Consider the following 24,546-nt stretch of genomic DNA (forward strand, 5'->3'; position numbering starts at 1 on the left):
GTCCGCGCGTGATACGCACCGAGGGCGGATAGCCAAAGGCACCGTGTGGCGCTCTCCTCTACTGGCAATCATGAATCTGGCGGAACGCTGACGCAGGGCGTCACCGTCGCGTGGCACTCGCTCGACGCTGATGAAGCGCTGCAGCGAATCGGAGCGTCACGGCACGGACTATCGGAGGCCGAAGCGGAGCGCCGGCTCGTAACGTGCGGCCGCAACGTCATCCAGGTGGTACGCCCGGAGCGTGCCTGGCGAATCCTCCTGCGACAATTCGCCAGTGTCATTGTTCTCCTGCTCGTAGTGGCAGCGCTTTTTGCGCTGTTCTCCGGTGACGTCGCTGACGCAATCGCAATCGCAGCCGTGCTGGTGCTGAATATTGCCATCGGCTTCGCCACCGAGATCAAAGCGCGCCGTGCGATGGAAGCGCTCCGCCGCATGGATGCGCACCAGGCGACCGTCATCCGGGACGCAGTTGTCAGACGGATAGACGCGGCCAGGGTTGTCCCTGGCGACGTAATCGTCATGGAAGCGGGAAGTGCCGTACCTGCAGATGCACGGATACTGACCGCAATGGAACTGACGACGGTAGAAGCACCGCTGACGGGTGAAGCACTCCCCGTATCGAAGCGCGCTGCACCGCCGGCAGCGATCGACGCACCGCTCGGCGACCGAACTTCAATGCTGTACATGGGCACAACCGTTGTCACAGGAAGCGTCACCGCCGTCGTGGTTGCGACGGGAAGCGGAACCGAAGTCGGACGGATTGGCATGCTTGTGTCCGGCATCTCCGACGAGCCGACGCCGCTGGAGAAGCGGCTCGACGTGCTTGGACGACAAGTCGTGTTCGCGGCAATCGCGGTCGGAGTCGGGGTAGCCGTTCTCGACTTTGCGCACGGCAGTCCGCTCGCGTCGGTATTTCTCATAGCCGTTGCAATCGCGGTCGCGGCAGTACCGGAAGGACTGCCGGCAGTAGTAACGATTACAATGGCTGTCGGCGTACGACGCATGGCGAAACGGAAGGCAGTCGTGCGGCGAATGTCGATGGTCGAAAGTCTGGGGTCGGTGACCGTAGTGTGCACCGACAAGACGGGAACGCTGACGCTCGGTGACATGACCGCCGTTGCATTCTGGACGCCCGATGGTGTTGCATGGCCGGACGCTGGAACCGAGATCGCCGTCAGCGGCGCTGGTTACAGGCCGGAGGGTGAGTTCCTTGTAAACGGAGTACCGACGCCTGCGAGCGACCTTCCGGCACTCCACCGATCGCTGGTTGCAGGCTCCATGGCAAACCGCGCGAATCTCGCTCACACGCGCAGCGACGAGTGGCGTGCGCAGGGCGATCCGACGGAGGCGGCTCTTCTCGTGGCGGCACGCAAGGGTTCAATCGATCGTGCCGAACTGCTGCATACGATGCCCGAAATCGCGGAGCTGCCGTTCTCGAGCCAACGAATGGTGATGGCGACGTTTCATCGCTCGTCCACCGGCGCGATCCAGACATTCGTGAAAGGAGCCCCCGACCGCGTGCTCGCTCGCTGCACCACCGCCGCGACACCGACCGGCGATCGAAATCTGAGCCCAGTCGCGCGGAGTACGGTGCTGCGCAGCAACGAAGCGCTGGCGGCCCGCGGGCTACGTGTGCTAGCGCTCGCAGACGGCCAACCGCAGGGTACGGACGAAGCGAGTCTGCAGAACCTGTGCTTCCTGGGCCTGGTCGGGATGTTTGACCCGCCCGCGCCGGGAGTAGCCGAGACGATTCATTCGTTGCGCACGGCGGGCATACGCACGATCATGCTTACCGGCGACCAACGACTCACCGCAAGCGTCATTGCGCATGCGCTCGGTGTTGCTGCAGAGGGCAGCGAGGCACTCGACGGAGCCGAGATCGACGCGCTATCGGACACCGCCCTCGCCGCGCGACTGGAATCGGTGAGCGCATTCAGCCGAGTGAGTCCGGAAGCGAAGCTGCGAATCGTCGCGGCCTTGCAGATGGACGGAAACGTCGTTGCGATGCTCGGCGACGGCGTCAACGATGCGCCGGCTCTTGCGCGCGCGGACATCGGTGTCGCGATGGGTGGTCGCGGCACGGACGTAGCCAAGGAAGCGGCCGGCGTCGTTCTGGCAGATGACCGGTTCTCCACGGTTGCTGTCGCCGTCGAAGAAGGGCGCGTGATCTACAGCAACATCAGGCGCTTCGTGTTCTATCTGCTGAGCTGCAATCTCGCAGAGGTTCTCGTGCTGTTTGCGGCTGCGATCGCCGGTCTCGCGTCTCCCCTCCAGCCACTCCAGATACTCTGGCTCAATCTGCTGACTGACACATTTCCGGCGCTTGCGCTTGCCATGGAGCCATCCAGTCCAGGCGTAATGACGCGACCTCCGCAGAATCCGCACGCACCGTTGCTGTCGCGGCGACTCGTCCTGACCTCAGGCGGATATGCGCTTCTAATTGCAGCCGCCACGTTCTCCGCTTTACTATGGGGTCTATCGGAAACTGGCGGCGATCGCATCCAGGTGGTTCGGCATGCCGGAACGCTCGCCTTTATGACCCTCGCGCTTGCTCAGATCACGCAGCTCGTCAACGCTCGAAATCTGCCAGGCGACGTGGGCACGCGGCGGATCAACTGGTACGTCGCAGCCGCGGCGGGAGTCGCAGTGGCGCTGCAGCTGGCAACCGTTTACGTGCCTCCGCTCGCGAGAGTGCTGGCCGTCACTCCGATCGACCTGACGGACATCGCCGTCATAACTGCGCTTGCGCTGGCGCCACTCTACGGCGGCTATATCTTTCGATTCGCCGCCGCGAAGTGGCCGCGCTCAGACAGCTATGCTGAGCAACCGTCCAGGAACATGCACGACCTTCTTCGGCGATGACGCAACGAACTTCGCGATAGACTCGTCCTTCATCGCGAGTGCGAACGCCGCATCCTGTGTGATGTCACGCGGCACACGGATCTTGCCACGCACCTTCCCGTTCACCTGAACCACCAGGTCTATCTCGTCGTCGACGAGCAAGGACGGATCGAACTCCGGCCAGCGTGAGTCGAACACGCTGGTGTCGTGACCGAGCTGCTCCCACAATTCTTCAGCGAGATGCGGCGCGAACGGCGCAACCAGTTGCACGAGCGGCTCAACCTCGGCCCGACGCGGAACACGGTCGGACTTGCGGAGCACGTTCATGTACTCCATCATCGCCGCTACGGCCGTATTGTAGCTGAGACGCGGTATGTCCTCGCCCACCTTTTTGACTGTCGCGTGCAACTTGCGCTCGACTTCCGGATCCAGAGTTCCGTCAGTGTCACAATCGCGCACCGAAACCCAGAGACGATCGAGGAAGCGGCGCACTCCGGAGATCCCCTTGTCCCTGAAGTCGCCACCCTCTTCGAAGGGCCCGAGGAACATGAGATAAGTGCGGAAGGCGTCCGCGCCCCACGTGTCGATGTACTCATCGGGATTCACCACGTTGCCCTTGCTCTTGGACATCTTCGCGCCTTCGCGAATGATGAGACCGTGAGCGCGGAACTTGGTGAACGGCTCCTCGAAGTCGAGCAGGCCGGCGTCGTGCAGCACCATCGTCACGAACCGTGAATACAGCAGATGCAGCACCGCGTGCTCGTTGCCGCCGATGTATGAATCAACCGGCAGCCACTTACGCGTGATAGCGGGATCAAATGGCTGACTGTCGTCGCCTACGCTCGGATAGCGCAGGAAGTACCACGCGCTGTCGAGGAACGTGTCGGACACATCGGTCTCGCGGCGCGCCATCTTTCCGCACGTCGGACACGGCACGCGGTACCACTCGTCGTGACGGGCGAGCGGCGAGATGCCTGAATCGTCCGGCTTGAAGTCATCGATCATCGGCAGCAACACCGGAAGATCCTTCTCCGGAACCGGAACGACTCCGCACTCATCGCAGTAGATGATCGGAATCGGCGGGCCCCAGTAACGCTGCCGAGAGATGCACCAGTCGTGCAGACGATAGTTCGTGACTGGAGTGGCCTTGCCCTTTGCCTCCAGCGACTTGACGATCGCGTGCTTGGCGGCGTGCACAGTCATTCCATTGAACTCGCCGGACTCGATGAGCGTCTCGTCTTCGTGCACGACTTTCTTCACAGGCAGCTCGAAGCCGTGAGCGAATTCCAGATCGCGCTCATCGTGCGCCGGCACGGCCATTATCGCACCAGTGCCGTACTCCATCAGCACGTAGTCCGACACCCACACGGGGATCTGCTCGCCCGTAGCAGGATTCGTTACCGTGCTTCCAGTGGCCACGCCGGTCTTGTCCCTGGTCGTCTTGCGCGACACGAGATCGCGACGCGATGCACGCTCGCGATACTCGTCCACAGCCGCGCGCTGCGCATCGGTGGTGTGCGCGTCGACCAGTGGATGCTCCGGGGCGAGCACGACGTACGTCGCGCCAAATATCGTATCCGGGCGCGTCGTGAACACCTTGATTCCATCGAACCAGATCTCGGCGCCTTCGGACTTGCCGATCCAGTTGCGCTGCGCGGTCTTGGTTGTCTCGGACCAGTCGAGATTGTCGAGATTCGCTAGCAGGCGATCTGCGTAGCGCGAGATCGCGAAGAACCACTGCTCCAGAAACCGCTGCTCGACCTTGCTGCCGCAACGCTCGCACTCGCCGGCGATCACCTGCTCGTTGGCCAGCACTGTCTTGTCGGTCGGGCACCAGTTGACCGCGGCCGCCTTCCTGTACACGAGCCCCTGCTTGTACAGCTGAAGGAATACCCACTGCGTCCAGCGGTAATACTCCGGATCGGTGGTCGACAGCGACCGTGTCCAGTCCACCATCAAACCGCCGTTCTCCAGCTGGCGCCGGAAGTTGGCGATGTTGCGCGGGATCATCTCCGCCGGATGCACGCCGACCTTGAGCGCGTAATTCTCGGAATGGATTCCGAACGCGTCGTAGCCCAGCGGCTCGAATACGTCGAGACCCTGCATGCGCTGATATCGCGCAAAAATGTCATTGCCCGTGAACGCAAACATGTTTCCGACGTGCAAGCCTTCCGCAGACGGATACGGAAACATCATCAACGCGTAGTACGGACGCTCGGCACCACGTATGTTGGCGACATTGGTGCCGCGCTCGGCCCAACGCGCGCGCCACTTGGCCTCTATCGCGCCCGGATCGTACGGCGGAACGGTTTCGGATTGGCGGTCGACTGATTCCATTCACTCAAAATAAGGGTGCCGTATAGCCCCGTAGCCCCCGGAAGTCCCGAAAATGGCCGCGTGTGCGTAGCTTTTGGCGATGCCGCAGACACCCACACACCCCAGCTCATCGAATCAGTCCAGTCGGATCGAACACGATCTACTTGGCGAGCGCAGCGTACCATCAGACGCCCTGTACGGCGTGCAGACGCTCCGCGCACTGGAGAATTTCCCCATTTCCGGTACATACGTCGGCCAGTTTCCGACCTTGGTCGCGGCGCTCGCCTCCGTCAAGGAGGCTGCGGCGCTGGCGAATGAGGAGTTGGGCCTGCTGGACGCGAAGATTGCGCGCGCCATAGTCGCTGCCGCGGAGACCCTTCGGCGCGGAGACCACAGCGACCAGTTCCCGGTCGACATGATTCAGGGGGGCGCCGGGACCTCGACCAACATGAATGCGAACGAGGTAATCGCCAATCTCGCCCTGGAGTCGCTGGGTCTTCCGCGGGGCTCGTACGACGTGATCCACCCGAACAACCACGTCAATCTGAGCCAGTCGACCAACGACGTCTATCCCACGGCGGTCAAGCTGGCGCTGCACGCGAGCATCACAGAGCTGCAGACGGCGATGGCCGCGCTCGCTGGGGCATTTCTTCAAAAAGGCGAAGAGTTCGGCGCCTTCATCAAGATGGGCCGCACGCAGCTTCAGGACGCGGTACCGATGACGCTCGGGCAGGAGTTCAGTGCCTTCGCCCATACCATCCTCGAAGACGTCGACCGCCTGGGCGAGGCGCAGAAGCTGATTCTTGAGATCAACATGGGGGCGACGGCCATTGGTACCGGGATAAATGCGCCCGAAGGCTACGCGGAGTCTGTTCGGCGCGAGCTGTCGCGGGTGACAGGTCTGACGCTGATAACCGCGCCCGACCTGGTCGAAGCCACCGCCGATACAGGTGTTTTCGTTCAACTGTCCGGTGTGCTAAAGCGTTGCGCCGTAAAGCTTTCCAAAATCTGCAACGATCTCAGACTACTGTCATCCGGACCACGCGCCGGATTCGGCGAGATCAATCTCCCCCCCATGCAGCCAGGCTCGTCGATCATGCCTGGAAAGGTCAACCCAGTGATTCCTGAGGTCGTGAATCAGGTCTGCTTCGACGTGATCGGGGGAGACGTGACAGTCACGATGGCCGCGGAGGCCGGTCAGCTTCAGCTGAATGTTTTCGAGCCGGTGATTGCCTATCGACTGCTGCGCGGCATGTCGATGCTGCGGAATGCATGCGACGTATTGCGCACTCGATGTGTGACAGGCGTCACAGCGAACCCGGAGCGCATGCGCCACTTTGTTGAACACTCGATCGGCATCGTCACCGCGCTGGTACCGGTTATTGGCTACGAGGCCGCGACCGATATTGCGCGCGTCGCGCTGCAATCGGGGCGCGGCGTTTTCGAGCTGGTACTCGAGCGCGGACTCATGACGCGCGAAGAGCTGGACCAGTTGCTCAATCCCGAAGCGATGACGAAGCCCAGGGGGCGTTGAACGTGCCCAATTTGCCTTGGACAATTTTTCGGAGCCACCGCGGGTAGCCCACCCCGGCAATACGCCCTATCTTACCACTGCTGAACAGATCCACCCTCAACCCACTATCATGATAGGCTCTCATCGCCTGCGCCGACTGGCCCCGCTCGGAGTGGCAGCGGTGCTCGCGTTGGCGCTCGCGGCCTGCGCTCAAAGCTACCCGAACTCCACGTTCACACCCCACTCGGATCTCGGTCGCTCGATCGACTTCCTGTGGAATCGCCTGATGTTCTTCGGGACGATCGTATTCGTTCTGGTCGAGGGGGCGCTGATCTACGTGGTCATCCGCTACCGTCGACGCAGCGAAGATGTGACTCCGCCGCAGACACACGGCCACGTGTTGCTGGAGATTACCTGGACCCTCATCCCGGCGGCGATTCTCGCGTTCATCGCGGTGCCGACGGTACGGACCATCTTTCAGACGCAGGCACCCGCGCCGGCAAATTCGTTGGTGATCGAGGTTTACGGTCACCAGTGGTGGTGGGAATTCCGCTACCCTCAATACAAGTTCACTACGGCGAACGAGATTTACATCCCCAAGGGACGCACAGTCGATCTGGTGCTCCACTCGCAGGATGTCATTCACTCGTTCTGGGTGCCGCAGCTGGCGGGCAAGCGTGACGCGATCCCGAATCACACCAACCATATCTGGTTCACGCCCGACAGCAACATGGCGACGACGGTATGGAACGGCTTCTGTACCGAGTACTGCGGTGACTCGCACGGTGAGATGCACTTCCGCGTCGTGACTGTGAATCCGGATCAGTTCGCGAGCTGGGTCACTCGGCAACAGGCGCCGGGCTTCTTCAGTCCACCACCAGCCCCCGCGGCCCCTGCGGCCCCCGCAGCTGGTGCAACTCCCGCAGCCCCAGCAGCACCGACACCGGCCATACCGACTGCAACTCCAGCGCAGCTAGCGGCGTACATTCTTCCGCGCGCCGAAGTGCCGGATTATGCAATTCCGCACACGCCCTTCCCCGACGCGGTCAAGTTCGACGACAAGCTGCAGGGCGATCCCGCAGCGGGCGAAAAGCTGTTCGTCGGCGCTGGCACGTGCAACGCCTGCCACTCAGTGGCTGGCAATCCACTCGCGGTCGGCACCATCGGACCGAACCTCACGCACGTCGGATCGCGCATCGCGATCGCGGCCGGCATGTACGTCAACGACAAGCCGCATCTTTCCCGTTGGATCAAGAACGCGCGCTTGATGAAGTCCGGCGTTCTGATGCCGACGCTCGGCAAGGGTCAGTACGACCCGCAGACGAAGGCAACAACCCCGTCAGGGCTGTCCGACCAGCAGGTTGCTGATCTCGTGGCATACCTCCAAGCACTCAAGTAGGCGCGAAGACAAATGGCAACGACTGTCATCGACACGACTCCTGCTCACCTCAAACCATTCGTTCCCTCTCCGACACCGGCGACGGTTACTTTGGAGAAGAGCACGATCTGGGGTTGGCTCACCACTACCGATCACAAGAAGATCGGTACTCTCTACCTCTTCACCGCCCTCTTCTTCTTCCTCGTCGGTGGTCTAGAGGCGGAGATCATCCGGGCGCAACTGGGCGGACCCAATCGGCATCTGGTGAGCGCCGAGACGTACAACCAGATATTCACGATGCACGGCACGACCATGATCTTCCTCGCGATCATGCCGCTCAGCGCCGCATTCTTCAACTTCATCATTCCGCTTCAGATCGGCGCGCGCGACGTCGCGTTTCCGCGACTCAACGCATTCAGCTATTGGGTCTATCTGTTCGGTGGTCTCTTCATCAGCATCCCGATCCTGTTCGGCCACGGACCGAATGGCGGCTGGTTCGGTTATGTGCCGCTCACGACCAAGGCCTACTCGGCAGGAATCAACATCGATTTCTGGGTGATCGGTCTGCAGATCCTCGGCATCTCGTCTCTCGCGGCAGGTTTCAACTTCATCACGACGATCATCAACCTGCGAGCACCCGGCATGTCGCTGATGCGGATGCCTGTCTTTACATGGATGGCGTTCGTCGTGCAGTTCATGGTCATCCTGGCCTTCCCCGTCATCACGATCGCGCTCTTCTTCCTGATGATGGACCGCTTCTTCGGAACCCAATTCTACGAAGTTGCGGCAGGCGGAGATCCGCTCCTGTGGCAGCATCTCTTCTGGATCTTCGGACATCCGGAAGTCTACATCCTCGTCCTGCCGGCGTTCGGTCTGGTGAGCGAGGTGCTTCCAACCTTCTCCAAGAAGCCACTGTTCGGCTATCCGGTGATGGTCTACTCGGGCATTCTGATCGGCTTCCTTGGCTTCGGCGTGTGGGCACACCACATGTTCGCCGTTGGAATGGGGCCGGTTGCCGACTCGGTGTTCGGCGTCACGACGATGCTCATCGCGATTCCTACAGGCGTCAAGATCTTCAACTGGATCGGGACGATAGCACAGGGGCAGTTCAAGGCGACGTCCGCATCGCTCTTCTGCGTCGGCATGGTCGCGCTGTTCACGATCGGTGGAATCTCGGGCGTGATGCACTCCTCGCCACCAGCGGATCTGCAGCAGACTGACTCGTATTTCATCGTCGCGCACTTCCACTACGTGATGTTCGGTGGCTCGATCATGGGACTGTTCGGAGGTATCTACTATTACTTCCCGAAGTTCTTCGGTCGTCTGCTGAACGAGAAGCTCGGCAAGTGGCACTTCTGGCTGACGTTCATCGGAATGAACCTCACGTTCTTCCCGATGCACTTCTCGGGCATGCTCGGAATGCCGCGCCGCATCTACACGTACGACGCCGGCCAGGGTTGGGAAGTGTTCAACCACATCTCGACAATCGGCGCGTATCTGCTGGCAGTCGCGACCGCGATATTCATCTACAACTTCTTCAAGAGCCGCGTGTCCGGGCATGCTGCAGGCCCGAATCCGTGGGGTGCAGGCACGCTGGAGTGGACGATTCCATCACCACCGCCGGTCTACAACTTCGCGGTTCTTCCAACGGTTACGTCACGTTATCCGCTGTGGGAAGGCAAGCAGGCTGACATCGAGAGTGCACGTATCAATCAGCAGAGCGGCAAGACCGCCGAGCAGCTTGGGATCGTGATACCGTACAGCACTATCAAACCATTGCTCGCCGCGGCGTTCATGATCATCATGTTCTCTGGCCTGATCGTCGGTCACTGGCTGATCCTGGTGGGAGCGGCTGCGACGGTGTTGGCTCTTTATGGATGGCTCACGAGTCCGCTCGAACCGGAACATCATTAAAGGAACAGGCGCGGATTCATCCGCGCCCTACTGAACCACGACCTTCGCCCGCAATTAATGTCTACTGCGACCGTATCACATCATTATTCGAGCACCGGCCTCGAAAACCGGAAGATCGCGATCTGGGCCTTCATCGGCTCGGAGTGCATGCTCTTCGTCTCGCTCATCTCGACATACCTGATCTACAAGGATCGGAGTGTCGTTGGGCCGTATCCTCACACCCCGTGGACAGACCCATCCACGGGCCATGTGTACCATGCGATTCTGAACATCCCGGTCACGTCGGCCTCGACATTCATTCTCCTCATGTCGTCGCTTGCGATGGTGCTCGCGCTTTCAGCGGTCGAGAACAAGGGCAAGCCACAGCGCAATCTCGGCGAGCGAATCCTCGGCAATTCCAAGCTGTGGCTCTTCATGACGGCGCTGCTCGGACTCGGATTTCTTGGCTGCCAGGCGTATGAATTCACCTCGTTCGTCAACGAAGGACTCACGATCAAGACGAACCTGTTCGGATCGACGTTCTTCACGTTGACCGGATTCCACGGTGCGCACGTTACCGCGGGCGTGATCTGGATCCTGACGATGCTCTTCATCGACTTCAAGCGCGGCCTCGGTCCAGCCGATGCACTCAACGTCGACATCATGGCTCTGTACTGGCACTTTGTCGACGTCATCTGGGTCGCGATCTTCACACTCGTCTATCTCATCCGGTAAATCAGATGGATCACTCACAAAGCCATTCCGCTCTGACACCCGCCCAGGAAGCTGCCGCGGGCCATGAGCACACGGGTCCAGGCTGGTCGGTTTACTGGAAGGTCGCAGTAGTACTGACCCTCATCACGATCGGCGAAGTCTGGGTTTACTACATCCCCGCCTTCGTTGCATCGCGGATGTTTCTTCCCACGCTGCTGACCCTGAGCGCGGTGAAGTTCGTGATAGTCGTGCTCTTCTACATGCATCTTCGTTACGATTCCAAGCTGTTCCGAGTTCTGTTCACGGGTCCGTTGATAATTGCGTGTTGCACGCTCATGGCACTCCTGTTTCTCTTTGGACACCTGCATCTAGGACACGGTGGATAACCTGCTGTTGTTGTTGGCCCTCCACCCGGTCGCGCAGGTCGGGTGGACGGGCTGGTCGGTTCACTGGAGCACGGTAATCGGTATCGCGGCTCTCGCCGCACTGTATCTCTGGCGCGCATCGCGCGCCCCCGAGCCGGGTACACCGACGGGCAGACAGAAGCTCACGTTCTTCGCCGGCCTGTTCGTGATGTTCGCCTCGCTGAACGGTCCGCTGCACGACCTGAGCGACTCCTTCCTGTTCAGCGCGCACATGGTGCAGCATCTGCTGCTCACGCTGTTGCTCCCGCCGCTGCTCATCGCCGGAACGCCAGGATGGATGCTTCGTCCGCTGATCAAACCCAGAGCAGTTCGCGCCGTCGCGAAATTCGTCACACGTCCCGTGTCGTGCTACGTGATCTTCAATCTCGTGATCATCGGATGGCACCTGCCCGTGTTCTACAACGCCGCGCTGGCGAATCACAACATCCACATCGGCGAGCATCTCATGTTCATCGCCGCCGCGGTGCTGTTGTGGTGGCCATTCCTCAGCCCGATGCCGGAGCTGCCGCGGCTGTCGTATCCAGGTCAGCTGTTGTACTGCTTCCTGACGACGCTTCCGATGTCAGTCGTGGCGATCTACATCACCATGGCCGATCACGTGCTCTATCCGGCGTATGCAGCTGCGCCGCGTCTCTGGCACATAACGCCGATGATGGATCAGCAGGCGGGCGGGCTGATCATGTGGGTGCCAGGCAGCTTTGTATTCTACGGCCTGATGACCTTCGTATTCTTCAAGTGGGTCGCCCGCGGCGAGGATAGCCTTGCGGCGGCGCAGGTGGACTGGGTCCCGAAAGCCGACCCAGTCCGCTGACGTCACGCGTCGGTCCCGTCGAGCGCCTCGGTGAAGTGCCCCTTGAGATCGGGATGGCGCATCCACATGAACGTGAACATCACGATCGACGCGAGCAGATTCGCGACCATGATCTGATACCATGCGATGCCGCCGAGCGCGGTGGTGACGCTCAATAGCGCGGCCAGTCCGTAGAAGCCGCCTTCGACGATCACAAAGGTTATGAGAAAGCCGGCGAGTATCGCCGGCGTGCGGCGCGCCTGGTGCACGATCCACGCGACGATGATCCCGATTATCGCGAACGCGACATAGTGGAATATGGTGTAGATCGTGACGTGCAGCGCCATGGTGTCGCTCATGCGCGGAGCCCCGAGAAACCGAAGGAGTCCCGTGCCCAGAACGTCCGGGGTGAAGAATGGGTGGTGTTCGATCGTGTCAACGATCAGCAGCCAGACCGCAATCACGGTGGCGCTCAACACACCTGCATAGATCCCTTCACGAATCGTGTTGTGTTCACGAACGGGCATGCATTCTCCTGAGCAAAAGTAGGGAACGCCGACAGGTAATATTGGCTCAAACCCGCATAAACGACAATCGGCGCCGCCTCGTATATTTGTATCATGGAGCGTGCCGCGCCCGCCCGCCTTCTGTCCCTCGATGTATTTCGAGGTGTGACCATCGCGGGTATGCTGCTTGTAAACAACCCGGGGAGCTGGGGCGCAATCTACCCGCCGCTCGAGCACGCCGCGTGGAACGGCTGGACACCAACCGACGTCATCTTCCCCTTCTTTCTGTTCATAGTGGGGGTGACCACCCATCTCTCGCTCAGCTCCCGCCGCGCGCGCGGCGCGACCGACCGGGATATCATCCTCCAGATTCTTCGACGAGGATTCGTCATCGTCCTGCTGGGCTGGCTCATGGCAGGATTCCCGTACTACCCGCTCACCCGGATCACCGAGATACGATTCGGCGGCGTCCTTCCCCGCATCGGAGTCTGCTACATAGCAGGCGCCCTGCTGACGATGAAGACGAGTCTCAAGCAGCAGGTCGTCATACTGGCGGTGCTGCTGTACGGCTACTGGTTCCTCCAAACACTTGTTCCTGTCCCTGACCAGCACGGCGCCATCGGGGCGCTGCTGCTGAACCGCCCGGATGCCGTTCTGTCGGCCTGGCTCGACCGAACCGTACTCGGATTGCCGCACCTCTGGGTCGGCAGCAAAACGTGGGATCCGGAAGGAATCCTGTCCACGATACCTGCGATCGGAACGGTCATTCTGGGCGTCTTCACCGGCCGCTGGATAACGCGAAAGGACGTGCCGATCGACGAGCGCCTGAACGCGATGTTCGTGGTCGGGGCGCTTGCTATGATGGTCGGACTGATGTGGAACTGGGTCTTCCCGATCAACAAGAGTCTCTGGACCAGCTCCTTCGTGATCTTCACTGGCGGCATGGCGGCAGTCACGCTCGCGGCCAGCATCTGGCTGGTGGATGTGAAGGAAGTACGATGGTGGACCAAGCCGTTCGTCATCTACGGAATGAACCCGATCCTCGCATTCGTGGGATCCGGTGTACTCGCGCGGATCATCTACACGCTGGTACAGGTACCATACGGTGGCAGAATCGTCTCTCTCGAGACGGCAATCTACGAATCAGTGTTCCTGAGCTGGCTCGAACCGCGCAATGCGTCACTGGCTTTCGCGATCTGCGTAGTACTATTCTGGTTCGGCATCCTCACGGTACTCTACCGACGAAAGATCTTCCTCAAAGTATAGCTTCTATTTTCCTGGTGCAGAGAACTCGAAATATCCTGCTCGTTCTGATCGCGATGGCGATCGCACTTCCTGTAAATCCGGCAAGCGCGCAGAAGACCAGCAAGAAACGCAAGAAGGTCGCAGTAGTTCAGAACCACAGACGCAAGCCGTCAAGATCGAGGTCGCCCAAAGCGGCCTCGCCGATCACCGCTGTTGCGCACTACACGTCGCCGCGAAGCGCGTCCGCGCTTGCAAGCGATCTCGGCATCTTCCTGGAGCGGACGCGCAGCGGACAGTGGGGCGTGATGATCACGTCAGTATCACGCGGTGACACGCTCTTCTCGCGTAACCCCGGGCTCGAGCTGAGGCCCGCGTCGACGATGAAGCTCTTCACCACGGGCCTCGCGTTCGATCGTTTCGGGCCGGAGTATCAGTTCAGCACCGACGTACTGCGCGATGGTCCCGTCTCGAGCGATGGTACGCTCCAGGGCAACATCATCCTGCGTGGAGACGGTGACCCGTCGCTGTCCGGCCGATTTCTGGATGGCGGCCCCAACGCTCCGATGGCGATGCTCGCCCAACGTGTCGTTGCTGCGGGCATCAAACACGTAACAGGCGATGTGATTGGCGACGCAACGGCGTTCGACAATTCCCTCGTCCCTGACGGATGGCTCACGCGCTACCTCGGCGCAGGCTACGCCGCACGCGTGAGTGGCCTCTCGCTGAACGAGAACATCGTGTGGGTCGCGGTCTCGCCCGGCTCGGGTAGTCACGCCGAAGTTGCGCTCGAACCGATGACCACGGCGATGACCGTCATCAACAAGGCGCGCACGGTTGGAGGAAGAGGTGCCAACCTGCGCATGAGCAAGAAGTCCGACGGAACGATCACGGTTACCGGAACCATAGGCCGGCAGGCAGGTACGCGCCGTTACTCATACGTGGTAGATGATCCTGCGATGTTCGCGACCGGAGCGCTACGCGCAGCGCTGCAGGCGGCAGGAGTGACGGTCAAGGGTTCGACGCGACTCGCGCCGACTCCGGCGAAGGCCGTAAAGGTTGCAAGCCTGCCCTCGCCAACGCTGGCGCGGATGGTGAGCGCGATGAATCGCGAGAGCATCAACCACTACGCGGAGCTTCTCTTCCGCGACGGTGCACGCGGGCCGCAGCACACGATGCAGGGCACGGTTGCCAACGGCAACCACGCGATGCATCAGTTCTTCGCGCGCGTCGGAGCCGACACGTCGACGATCTACAACGCCGATGGGAGCGGACTGTCGGTGGACGACCGTGTTACGGCGCGATCGATGGTTCAGCTGCTGGATTACGCACACAATGCGAGCTGGGGTCCCGAATTCCACGCGTCGCTGCCGGTTGCTGGCGAGAGCGGAACTCAACGCACTCGCATGAAGGGAAGTCCCGCACAGGGGAACCTGCATGCCAAGACGGGAACCACAAACGACGTGATCGCGCTCGCCGGTTACGTTACTGCAACCGACGGCGAGGTACTGGCGTTTTCATTCCTGTACAACGGCAGCGACCGCTGGAACGCAAAGTCAACGATCGACGTGATGGGCGAGACGCTGGCGAGCTTCGGGCGCGACTGATCGCCGGCGCGACGCGGGAATCAGATCGCGCGGATGTTGATCCCACGCTTCGCCAACTCGGCGATGTACTCCTTGGCCGGTATGCATTCGTCGGGGGTGTGAACCCCGTCCGGCTTGATCTCTCCGCGTGCCTGCATCTGACCCGTGATGCTCAATGAGTAGCCGGTCGTACGCATCATCGCGCTGATTCCGTGCTCCGCGTCGTACTTGTCGATGAGCTCCCAGCCGAGTTTCTTCGCAGTACCATTCTTGCGGCCGCTCACCTCGACGCGCAGCGCGACGAGATCGGGTGACTTGGGCTTGGTGAGGTGCGGACCCATCGCGGCGACTGCCACATCGCGCGGCGCGACCTTCGTTCCCTTCACATTGATCGCGTCGAGGTCGAGCAGTCCCAGATCGCGAATCGCTTCCATGATCTTCGCGTGGCCGGGATAACGTAGCGTCTTGTACTCCATCGTCTTGATCTTGCCCTCGTAGCGGAAGGGCAGAGTCGAGAGTCCGCCGGCAGTGTGGAATGCCTCGAGCTCTCCAACCGGCTTCGCAAATTCCACCGGCTCGATCTCGCTCAGCGCAGTCACCTGCGCGCGCTTGCCGTTCCGCACCACCCACGAAAGCGTCGTGTAGTAATCGAGCACACCTTCCAGCGAGTAGACGATCTGATACTTGAGCGGACCCTCGGGGTGCTGTGGCAGTCCGCCCACGAAGATCTTGACCGAATCGACTTCGTCCAGCTGCGAGATGCCGTACTGCGCGAGAATGGTGTCCATCCCAGGAGCGAGTCCGCAGTCGGGGATCACAGTGCACTTCTGCTCCTTCGCGCGGCTGTCGAGCTTCTTCTGCTCGAAGACGATGTCGGTGTTGCCGCCGAGGTCGCAGAAGTTCACTCCGACTTCGACCGCGTACTTCGCCATGTCGAGATTGAAGTAGTACGGAATCGCGCTCATGACTGCGTCGCAGCCGCGCATCAGAGCGCGCACAGCATCCGCATCGCGCACGTCCACCGGCGTCGGGATCAGCCGCTTGCCGGAGTATGGCTTGAGGAAGTCGGCGAGGTGATCGATGTGAAGGTCGGCCAGCCGAACCTCGGTGACTTCGGGATTCTGCAAGAGATCGTACGCGCAAGCCGAGCCCTGCAGTCCTGCGCCCAAGACGAGCATCCGCATTCTGGTATTCCTCAAACGAAAGTGAAACGACGTGACAGCGAAAACAGAAAACCTCCCATGAACAGCGTGGGAGGCGGCAAATTCAACAAGGCCCTGACACCTATCCGATTGTTACAGGATCGAACAGGTCATCCCCACGCGCGAATGCTGGGCGCGTGCGTTGGGAGCCGCAAAGAGGCTCGGGCGTTCCATGGCTGGAGTAAGGATGTTGGCCATCAGACCCGAATGCTACGGAAGAACGCGGCGAGAGTCAAGGCGACGGACACCCGGCACGCCGCACGATGAGGCTGACGTCGAGCTGTTCCACGAGTGGCTATTCTTCAGATATGACCTGGCAATCCCATCTTCTCACGACGCCGGAACAGCTTCGCGACCTTCTGGAGCGGTCCAAGCGGATCGCCGTACTCGGAATCAAGCCCGATCCACACCAGCCGGCGTATGACATCCCCGAATACTTGCAGCACGCCGGCTACCAAATCATTCCTGTCCCCGTCTACTATCCGGATCTGAAAGAAGTATTGGGTCAACCGGTCTATCGGTCGCTCGTCGACGTTCCTGGTGAAATAGACATCGTCGACGTCTTTAGACGCCCCGCGGACATTCCGAAGCATATCGACGACATGATCGCGAAGCATCCGAAGGCCGTCTGGTTCCAGCTCGGAATTCGGAACGACGAAGCGGCAGAGGCGCTCGCACGTGCAGGAATTGACGTCGTGCAGGATCGCTGCATGAAGGTCGAGCTGAAGCGGATCGGAAGATAGCAGGACAGATCGTCATTCCCGCGAAAGCGGGTCGACGAGTCCCCTACGCGCAGACCTGGTTCCGGCCTCGGTCCTTGGCGCGATACAGCGCGGCATCTGCCTGCGCGAACAGATCTTCCGCGCTGTCGACATGGGGTGACGGGAAACACGAGACGCCGATCGAAACTGTGACTCGGACAGAAGCCGTTCGCGCAGCCTCGAAGTTGTGCTGCTCCACCCGCTGCCGGATGCGCTCGGCGAAAGCAACGGCGCCCATCTCACCCGTTTCCGGAAGGACTACCACGAATTCCTCGCCGCCGTAGCGCGCGACCATGTCCACGCTGCGCACGGCTCGCTGAAGGATCATGCCGATGCCGCGCAACACTTCGTCACCGACCAGATGGCCGAAGGTGTCGTTGACGAGCTTGAAGTGATCCAGATCGATCATGAGCATCGTCAGCGGCGAATTGTAGCGCCGCACCCGCTCCAGCTCGGCGACAAGGCGAATCGTCAGTGCGCGGCGATTGAGTAGATGCGTGAGCGGATCGGTATGCGCCAGCGCTTCCAGGCGCGCGTTATCGGCCTTGGTCTGCTCGATCGTGTGCGCCTGCTCGATCGCGTTCACAGCACTCTTGATCACCGTGTCGGCGAACTCGACATCGCTTGCCGCAAGCGGATCCTGATCGGTCGTGCGACGCAGGAGGAATACGCCGGTGCGCATCTTCTCGAACGCGAACGGAATCGCGATGACGGAGCGCACGTTCATGCGGGTGCCGTCGCGTGCCCACTGTTCACGCAGACGGGCGTACCACGGACTCGTCTGCAGGTCCTGTATCAGCACCGGCCGCTTCTGATCCAGTGCGGCGGATACTTCGGGATAGCGATCGAGCTCGATCTCCAGATTTGCGAGATTGGGTTGCTCGAATGCGGTGGCGACCATTCCACGTGCATCGCCTGCTCTGGCAAGGATTACCGAAGAATGGGAGAGCTGCAGTGCACGGGCGAGTCGCCGGGCGACCATGTGGAAGATCTCCTCGGTGGAGAGATTCCCCATGACTTCGTGCATGATGTCGACGAGGTGACGCTTGCTCTCAGCTTCCTGTCGCGTGCGAAGCAGCTCGCCTTCAGCCTTGCGCAGGGCAGCACGCAGTGCTTCGAGTTGATCGCCGGCTTCGGCGCTAGCGGCTGGAGCCGCAGGATCGGGGAGATTCTGCGGCGTTTGCTCGCACTCCGGACCAGTCACACCCGCTCGAGCGGGATCGGGATCGGGATCGGCTTCGGGAGGATTTCCTTGCGGGTCCACCGTCATCGGATTCCGATCCGCACTCGTGGGATGTGGCGGCTCAGTCAGGTCCCTGTCACTCTTCGTCAGCAAGCGTTTCGACTATCTCCTCATCCGCGGTGCCGTCGTCATCCTCGACCTTGTCTTCGGGGATGACACGCGCAACCGCAGTCACAAGATCGCCATCGTCCAGATTAACGAGCTTAACACCCTGCGCAATTCTTCCTGTCACGCGCACCTGCGAAACCGACGAACGTATGATAACGCCGTGTTTCGTAATGAGCATGATCTCATCTTCGGGCAACACTTCCATCAGTGACACCACGTCACCGGTCTTGTCCGTGCGGTTGACAGTGATGATTCCCTTTCCACCGCGCTTCTGAACTCTGTAATCGTCTATGTGCGAGCACTTGCCGAGTCCCTTTTCGGTTACAACGAGAAGAGTCGCCTCGCGCTTGATCACGACCATTCCAACGACTGCGTCGTCCGGGCGCAGCTCGATGCCCTTCACACCTGTTGTGTCGCGGCCCATCTCGCGCACATCCTTCTCATGGAATCGTACCGACAGGCCATGCTTTGTTGCGAGCACGACGTCGTTCGTTCCACTTGTAACCTGCACGTCGATCAGCTCGTCACCGGATTCAATCTTGATTGCCTTGATTCCGTTGGCGCGCGGATTTGCGTACGCCGACAGTGCGGTCTTCTTGACCGTTCCGCGGCGGGTACAAAACAGCAACGACTGCGTATCCCCGAACTCGCGCACGGGAACCACAGCTCGAATCTGAGTATCGGGCTGGACGTTGATGAGGTTAACGATGGGCTTTCCCCTGCTGGCGCGGCCAGCCTGGGGGATCTCGTGGACCTTGAGCCAGAAACAGCGCCCGTCATCCGTGAAACAGAGGATGTAGTCATGGGTCGACCCGATAAACAGGTGCTCGATGAAGTCCTCTTCCTTGAGCCCCTGCCCGTTCAGGCCGCGACCGCCGCGACGCTGCTTGCGGTAGGTCGAGGTGGACGTCCTCTTGATGTATCCCGTATGTGAGATCGTGATCACCATGTCCTCCTCGGCGATCAGATCCTCGACCGAGAACTCGCCCTGGTCGTTGGTGATCTCGGATCGACGCTCGTCCCCGTAGGTGGCGTTGATCTTCTCCAGCTCCTCGCGAATGATCTGCATGCGGCGCGGACGTGACGCGAGAATGTCGCGCATCTCCTTGATGAATGCGCGCAGATCCTTGAGCTCGGCTTCCAGCTTCTCGATCTCGAGACCGGTGAGCTTGGCGAGGCGCATGTTGAGGATCGCTTCCGCCTGCCGCTCGCTCAGTTTGAAGCGCGCCTGCAGCTGCGTGCTCGCCGTGGGTGTGTCCTTGGCCGCACGGATGAGCTTGATGACCGCGTCGATGTTGTCGACGGCGATCTTCAATCCTTCGAGGATGTGCTCGCGCTCGAGCGCCTTGTCCAGCTCGAACTGAGTGCGCCGCGTCACTACTTCGTGACGGTGCGCGATGAAGTGCATCAGCACATCCTTGAGCGGCAGCACCTTCGGCACCAGCTGCCCCGTCACCGAATCCGGGACGAGCGCAAGCATGATGACACCGAACGTGGACTGCATCGCGGTGTGCTTGTACAGCTGGTTCAGAACTACGCGAGGAATCGCGTCGCGCTTGAGCTCGATCACCATGCGCATTCCATCGCGATCGCTCTCGTCGCGCAGATCGCTGATGCCTTCGAGCTTGCCCTCGCGGACCTGATCGCGGATGTCGATGAGCAACCGGGACTTGTTGACCTGGTAAGGCAGCTCGGTGACCACGATCTGGGCACGATTGGAAGACTCGCGCTCCTCGATCACCGCGCGAGCGCGCATGACGATTCGTCCGCGGCCGGTTTCCTGGTAGTCGGTGATTCCGGCGGTGCCGTAGATGTAACCGGCGGTCGGGAAATCGGGCCCCTTGATGTGCTTGCGGAGCGCGCTGCCCGGAAGATCGGGGTCTTCGATGAGCGCCACGAGCGCGCTCGTGACTTCACGCAGGTTGTGCGGCGGAATGTTGGTCGCCATTCCGACCGCGATGCCGGACGAGCCGTTGACGAGCAGATTGGGCATCGCCGACGGAAGCACGCGCGGTTCCTGCAGGCGATCGTCGAAGTTCGGCTGGAAGTCGACGGTGTTCTTGTCGATGTCGCCGAGCATCTCGGTGGCGATGCGTGTGAGACGCGCTTCGGTGTAGCGGTATGCGGCCGCGTTGTCGCCATCGACGGATCCGAAGTTTCCCTGACCGTCCACCAGCGGATAGCGCAGCGAGAAGTCCTGCACCATGCGCACGAGTGCGTCGTACACAGAGCTGTCACCGTGCGGGTGATACTTGCCGAGCACGTCGCCGACGACGGTCGCGGACTTCTTGTACGGGCGTCCGGGAACAAGACCGAGCTCGTTCATCGCATACAGAACTCTGCGATGCACCGGCTTCAGCCCGTCACGCACGTCCGGGAGCGCGCGCGAGACGATGACGCTCATCGAGTAGTTGATGAACGATTCCTGAACCTCTTCGTGGATCAGCCGCGGGAGTATTCGCTCGCGGTTATTTGGAGCTGTCATGGCGTGTCGATACCGCACTTGCGGTGGGCGTCCGAGCAGGAACCCACCTGATGATTTGAGCTAATTCAGGGCAACCTCGAAATATAGCCGCCGGAACGCCTTTTAGCAACCTCGCCACAACAACGTAAGTTATTGTGGGACAATGATTTAGCGCATCGCTCCCGCAATCGCGCAGTGCGCCGTGATTTCGGTATCTATTCGGGGGCTAAAAGCCGCTAGATTCGGACTCGAACTCGTCGGTCCGGTCGGCAGCATCCTGGGCCGCGTTTTCGCGGTCGATCGACTCACGCTCGGCCTTGTACCGGTTGTACCAGTTCCGCGTCACCTCGCCGGCCAGATCCCGGTTGCCGAGCCCGAAGGCGAGCGAAGCCGAGAGCGCGATGGCGCCGAAGAGGATCGCGAACGCGGTAGTGACGATGTCGGTCGCGACGCCGAGCTCCTGCAGCGCCATGAAGATGGCGATGAGGATCACCCCACCCTTTCCGAACCGCGACAGGGTCGGGCCGCCGTGTATCGCGCCTGCGGAGGCCATGATGAGCCCGCCCACGAAGTCGCCGAGTACGATGCCGACGATGATGATTACGATCGCCGCAATGAGGCTCGGGATGTAGCTCACCAGCTCGCCGAACATGTTGCCGAGCGACGAGAGGCCAAGGGCGTTGGCGGCGATCATCAGGACGGCGAACATCACGAACCAGAAGACCACGCTCGCCGTGACGCGCGTCGGGTTCATGTGGGAACCGGAGCGCTCGACTGCCTGGAGCACGCCACCGCGCTCCAGGATGTGGTTGAAATGGACTCGCCGGAGAAGCTTGTCGGTTCCCTTCTCCAGCAACCTGGCCAGGAGGTAACCCGCGAAGAGGATTACGAGCGCACCGAAGAGCGCAGGGACGTAGTGGTAGAGCTGGTCGAAGCTGTCCTGCAGGCGGTCGCCGAAGCTGGTCGAGTCCATGAATGGGAAATCTATGGGCAACCGCTCGGCCGTGCGCAACGAGTTTCACGCCATGAAGCGGGCGAGATATGGTGCAGTGCGGCTCGCGGTCGCGCGCGAAACGTCCGCGGGTGTGCCCATCGTGACAATCCTTCCTCCCTCTTCACCGGCACCCGGCCCGATATCGATCACCCAGTCGCTTCCGGAAACGACGCGCATGTCGTGCTCTACCAGGACGACGGTGTTGCCGGCATTCACCAGCCTGTCGAGCTGCGCCATGAGCCTCTCGACGTCGGATGGGTGGAGACCGGTCGTGGGCTCGTCCAGGACATACAGAGTGTTGCCACGTGACATGCGCTGCAATTCCGTCGCGAGCTTGATCCGCTGAGCCTCGCCGCCCGAAAGCTCGGTGGCGGCCTGACCGAGGCGGATGTATCCGAGTCCGACTTCGCGCAGCACCTCGAGCGATCGACGCACCGGCTCGTCATCCGCGAAGAATTCCAGCGACGCGTCGACCGTCATGCCGAGGACTTCGGCGATGTTACGGCCGTGGTATTGGATCTCGAGAGTTTTGGCGTTGTAACGCGCGCCGTGACACGTTGGGCAGGGAGTGTACACGCTCGGAAGAAAGAGCAGCTCGACGAAGACGAATCCCTCTCCTTCACACGTCTCGCAGCGACCCTTTGCGACGTTGAACGAGAAGCGGCCGGCGTCGTAATGCCGCGCACGCGCCATCTTCGTGGCGGCGAACAGTTTGCGAACGTGGTCGAACAGTCCGGTGTACGTGGCGAGATTCGAGCGCGGCGTGCGACCGATCGGCTTCTGATCGACGACCACCATGCGTTTGATCTGCCCGACGCCGCTAGCGATTCTTCCACCGAGGGTGGGCGGTGGCGTCTGCTCCAGATCTTCCATCTCACCGGCGATCGCAGGCGCCTCGTGTCCCAGCGCTTCGGCTACGAGCTCGACGAGCACCTGACTCACGAGACTGGATTTGCCGGAGCCCGAAACGCCGGTAACTGTCGTGAGCACGCCGAGCGGGAACGCAACGTCGAGGTGACTGAGGTTGTTGCGCGTAACGTCTGCAAGACGCAGCCATGCGCGCGGCTCGCGAATCGTACGCTCGGGGAGCAGGTCGCGCCCGAAGAGATGGCGACGCGTCTGCGATGCTTCGATCTCCGCGAGTCCCGCTGGCGGACCGCTGTAAAGGATGAGTCCGCCCTGCTCGCCCGCGGCAGGGCCGACATCGACGATCCAGTCGGCATGACGGATCACATCGAGATCGTGTTCCACGACCAGCAGCGAATTGCCCGACGCTTTCAATCGAGCGAGCGCCGTGAGCAACGCTTCCGTGTCGGCCGGATGCAGGCCCGCCGACGGCTCATCCAGAACGTAGGCGACGCCGAACAGATTCGAGCGTACCTGTGTCGCAAGCCGGAGCCGCTGCAGCTCGCCGGGCGAAAGAGTGGGTGTGCTGCGATCGAGCGACAGATATCCGAGACCGAGGTCGAGCAATACTGCAAGACGACCTTCCAGATCCTCTGCAATGCGCTGCATTACCACGACCTTTTCCGGATGCACTGTCTCGATCCTGGCGGCATTCGCAGAGGTTCCGTCGACATACGGTCGCAACATGCTGGCGAATCGCGACAGCGGCAGTCGCGAAATTTCGGCGATGTCGAGTCCCGCGAATTTGACTGAGAGTGATTCGAGACGCAGCCGCTTGCCGTGACAGAGCGGACACTCTGTGCTCAGCATGTACTGGAGCGCGCGTTTCTTCATCAGCGCGCTCTGCGTGTTCGCGAAGCTGTGCAGTACGTGCCGCCGCGCGCTCGAGAATGTGCCCATGTAGCTGGGCTCCTCCTTGCGCTTGAGTGCGCGCCGCGTTTCCGCGGGTGTGTAACCGGCGTACACGGGCACCACGGGCTGCTCGTCAGTGAAGAGAATCCAGTCGCGATCCTTCTTCGAAAGCTCGCGCCAGGGGCGATCGACATCGTAACCGAGTGTAACGAGAATATCGCGCTGATTCTGTCCCTGCCACGCCGTTGGCCACGCAGCTACGGCGCGCTCGCGAATGGTGAGCGTGTCGTCTGGCACCATCGAGCGCTCCGTCACTTCGTAGATGCGGCCAAGCCCGTGACACCGGGGGCACGCACCTTCAGGAGTGTTGGGCGAAAACGATTCGGCGTAAAGCAGAGGCTGCTTGCGCGGATAGTCGCCGGCCCGCGAATACAGCATGCGCAACAGATTCGATAGCGTCGTGACGCTTCCGACCGATGAGCGGGTGGTCGGCGAGCCGCGCTGCTGCTGCAGCGCTACCGCTGGCGGAAGTCCGTCGATGGAGTCGACTTCAGGTACGCCCATCTGATGAAAGAGCCGTCGCGCGTACGGCGCGACCGATTCCAGATAGCGCCGCTGCGCTTCGGCGTACAGCGTGCCGAACGCGAGCGATGATTTACCCGAGCCGGAGACGCCGGTAAAGACCACAAGTGCATCGCGTGGCACGTCGAGATCGACGTTCTGGAGATTGTGCTCGCGCGCGCCGCGAACGCTGATGAAGCCGGTGAAATCGTCGTTGTCGGAGTTTCGCATTCAGCGGGTGCGGGGGGGAT

The 24,546-nt window shown here is 61.1% G+C and carries 17 protein-coding genes; 10 read left to right on the top strand and 7 right to left on the bottom strand.

The features are described 5' to 3' along the window. Window positions 1-45: 45 nt before the first annotated feature. Window positions 46-2,862 carry a cation-translocating P-type ATPase gene (locus tag V4529_14655; GenBank protein ID MES2359572.1) on the top strand — a complete coding sequence of 939 codons (2,817 nt, stop codon included), beginning with the start codon at window positions 46-48 and terminating at the stop codon, window positions 2,860-2,862. On the opposite strand, the gene leuS is transcribed toward V4529_14655, so the two are convergent. After that, complete coding sequence (gene leuS, locus V4529_14660) at window positions 2,806-5,178, bottom strand: leucine--tRNA ligase (protein ID MES2359573.1); 2,373 nt, start codon at window positions 5,176-5,178, stop codon at window positions 2,806-2,808. The two genes, V4529_14655 and leuS, sit on opposite strands and share 57 nt — an antisense overlap. A gap of 79 nt (window positions 5,179-5,257) precedes the next feature. On the opposite strand from leuS, the gene aspA reads away from it, so the two are divergent. The 6 genes from aspA (at window position 5,258) to V4529_14690 (ending at window position 11,891) form a co-directional block, all read left to right on the top strand. After that, the gene (gene aspA, locus V4529_14665) at window positions 5,258-6,691 is read left to right on the top strand and encodes an aspartate ammonia-lyase (protein MES2359574.1); all 1,434 of its coding nucleotides are present in this window, start codon (window positions 5,258-5,260) and stop codon (window positions 6,689-6,691) included. Between the two features lie 109 nt (window positions 6,692-6,800). After that, window positions 6,801-8,069 carry a cytochrome c oxidase subunit II gene (gene coxB / locus V4529_14670; GenBank protein MES2359575.1) on the top strand — a complete coding sequence of 423 codons (1,269 nt, stop codon included), beginning with the start codon at window positions 6,801-6,803 and terminating at the stop codon, window positions 8,067-8,069. A 12-nt stretch (window positions 8,070-8,081) separates the two neighbouring features. Then, window positions 8,082-9,962 carry a cytochrome c oxidase subunit I gene (gene ctaD / locus V4529_14675; protein ID MES2359576.1) on the top strand — a complete coding sequence of 627 codons (1,881 nt, stop codon included), beginning with the start codon at window positions 8,082-8,084 and terminating at the stop codon, window positions 9,960-9,962. 57 nt (window positions 9,963-10,019) lie between these two features. Then, window positions 10,020-10,676, top strand: a complete 657-nt coding sequence (locus V4529_14680; GenBank protein ID MES2359577.1) for a cytochrome c oxidase subunit 3 — start codon at window positions 10,020-10,022, stop codon at window positions 10,674-10,676. 5 nt (window positions 10,677-10,681) lie between these two features. Next, complete coding sequence (locus V4529_14685; GenBank protein MES2359578.1) at window positions 10,682-11,041, top strand: cytochrome C oxidase subunit IV family protein; 360 nt, start codon at window positions 10,682-10,684, stop codon at window positions 11,039-11,041. Further along, on the top strand, window positions 11,034-11,891 hold the full coding sequence (locus V4529_14690; GenBank protein ID MES2359579.1) for a cytochrome c oxidase assembly protein: 858 nt from the start codon (window positions 11,034-11,036) through the stop codon (window positions 11,889-11,891). The genes V4529_14685 and V4529_14690 overlap by 8 nt, the downstream gene beginning before the upstream one ends. Before the next feature lie 2 nt (window positions 11,892-11,893). Here V4529_14690 and V4529_14695 read toward each other — a convergent pair whose 3' ends face one another. Then, on the bottom strand, window positions 11,894-12,397 hold the full coding sequence (locus V4529_14695) for a hypothetical protein (GenBank protein ID MES2359580.1): 504 nt from the start codon (window positions 12,395-12,397) through the stop codon (window positions 11,894-11,896). A 93-nt stretch (window positions 12,398-12,490) separates the two neighbouring features. Between V4529_14695 and V4529_14700 the strand changes: the two genes are divergently transcribed. Together V4529_14700 and dacB are read left to right on the top strand one after the other, a co-directional pair. Further along, complete coding sequence (locus V4529_14700; protein ID MES2359581.1) at window positions 12,491-13,642, top strand: DUF5009 domain-containing protein; 1,152 nt, start codon at window positions 12,491-12,493, stop codon at window positions 13,640-13,642. 14 nt (window positions 13,643-13,656) lie between these two features. Next, on the top strand, window positions 13,657-15,225 hold the full coding sequence (gene dacB / locus V4529_14705; GenBank protein ID MES2359582.1) for a D-alanyl-D-alanine carboxypeptidase/D-alanyl-D-alanine-endopeptidase: 1,569 nt from the start codon (window positions 13,657-13,659) through the stop codon (window positions 15,223-15,225). 20 nt (window positions 15,226-15,245) lie between these two features. Here the strand turns inward: dacB and V4529_14710 are convergent, their stop codons facing one another. After that, entirely contained in the window at window positions 15,246-16,388 is a 1,143-nt protein-coding gene (locus V4529_14710; GenBank protein ID MES2359583.1) for a saccharopine dehydrogenase C-terminal domain-containing protein, read from the bottom strand. Window positions 16,389-16,714: 326 nt separating this feature from the next. Between V4529_14710 and V4529_14715 the strand changes: the two genes are divergently transcribed. Then, on the top strand, window positions 16,715-17,149 hold the full coding sequence (locus V4529_14715; GenBank protein ID MES2359584.1) for a CoA-binding protein: 435 nt from the start codon (window positions 16,715-16,717) through the stop codon (window positions 17,147-17,149). 43 nt (window positions 17,150-17,192) lie between these two features. Here V4529_14715 and V4529_14720 read toward each other — a convergent pair whose 3' ends face one another. The 4 genes from V4529_14720 to V4529_14735 form a co-directional block, all read right to left on the bottom strand. Then, the gene (locus V4529_14720) at window positions 17,193-18,503 is read right to left on the bottom strand and encodes a sensor domain-containing diguanylate cyclase (protein ID MES2359585.1); all 1,311 of its coding nucleotides are present in this window, start codon (window positions 18,501-18,503) and stop codon (window positions 17,193-17,195) included. Then, a complete protein-coding gene (gene gyrA / locus V4529_14725) occupies window positions 18,487-21,003 on the bottom strand; it encodes a DNA gyrase subunit A (GenBank protein MES2359586.1) in 2,517 nt (838 codons plus the stop codon). The genes V4529_14720 and gyrA overlap by 17 nt, the downstream gene beginning before the upstream one ends. Window positions 21,004-21,208: 205 nt before the next feature. Next, window positions 21,209-21,955 carry a hypothetical protein gene (locus V4529_14730; GenBank protein ID MES2359587.1) on the bottom strand — a complete coding sequence of 249 codons (747 nt, stop codon included), beginning with the start codon at window positions 21,953-21,955 and terminating at the stop codon, window positions 21,209-21,211. 45 nt (window positions 21,956-22,000) lie between these two features. After that, entirely contained in the window at window positions 22,001-24,526 is a 2,526-nt protein-coding gene (locus V4529_14735) for an excinuclease ABC subunit UvrA (GenBank protein ID MES2359588.1), read from the bottom strand. Between the last annotated feature and the right edge of the window lie 20 nt (window positions 24,527-24,546).

Source organism: Gemmatimonadota bacterium (genome assembly GCA_040388625.1).
GTDB lineage: Bacteria > Gemmatimonadota > Gemmatimonadetes > Gemmatimonadales > Gemmatimonadaceae > Fen-1247.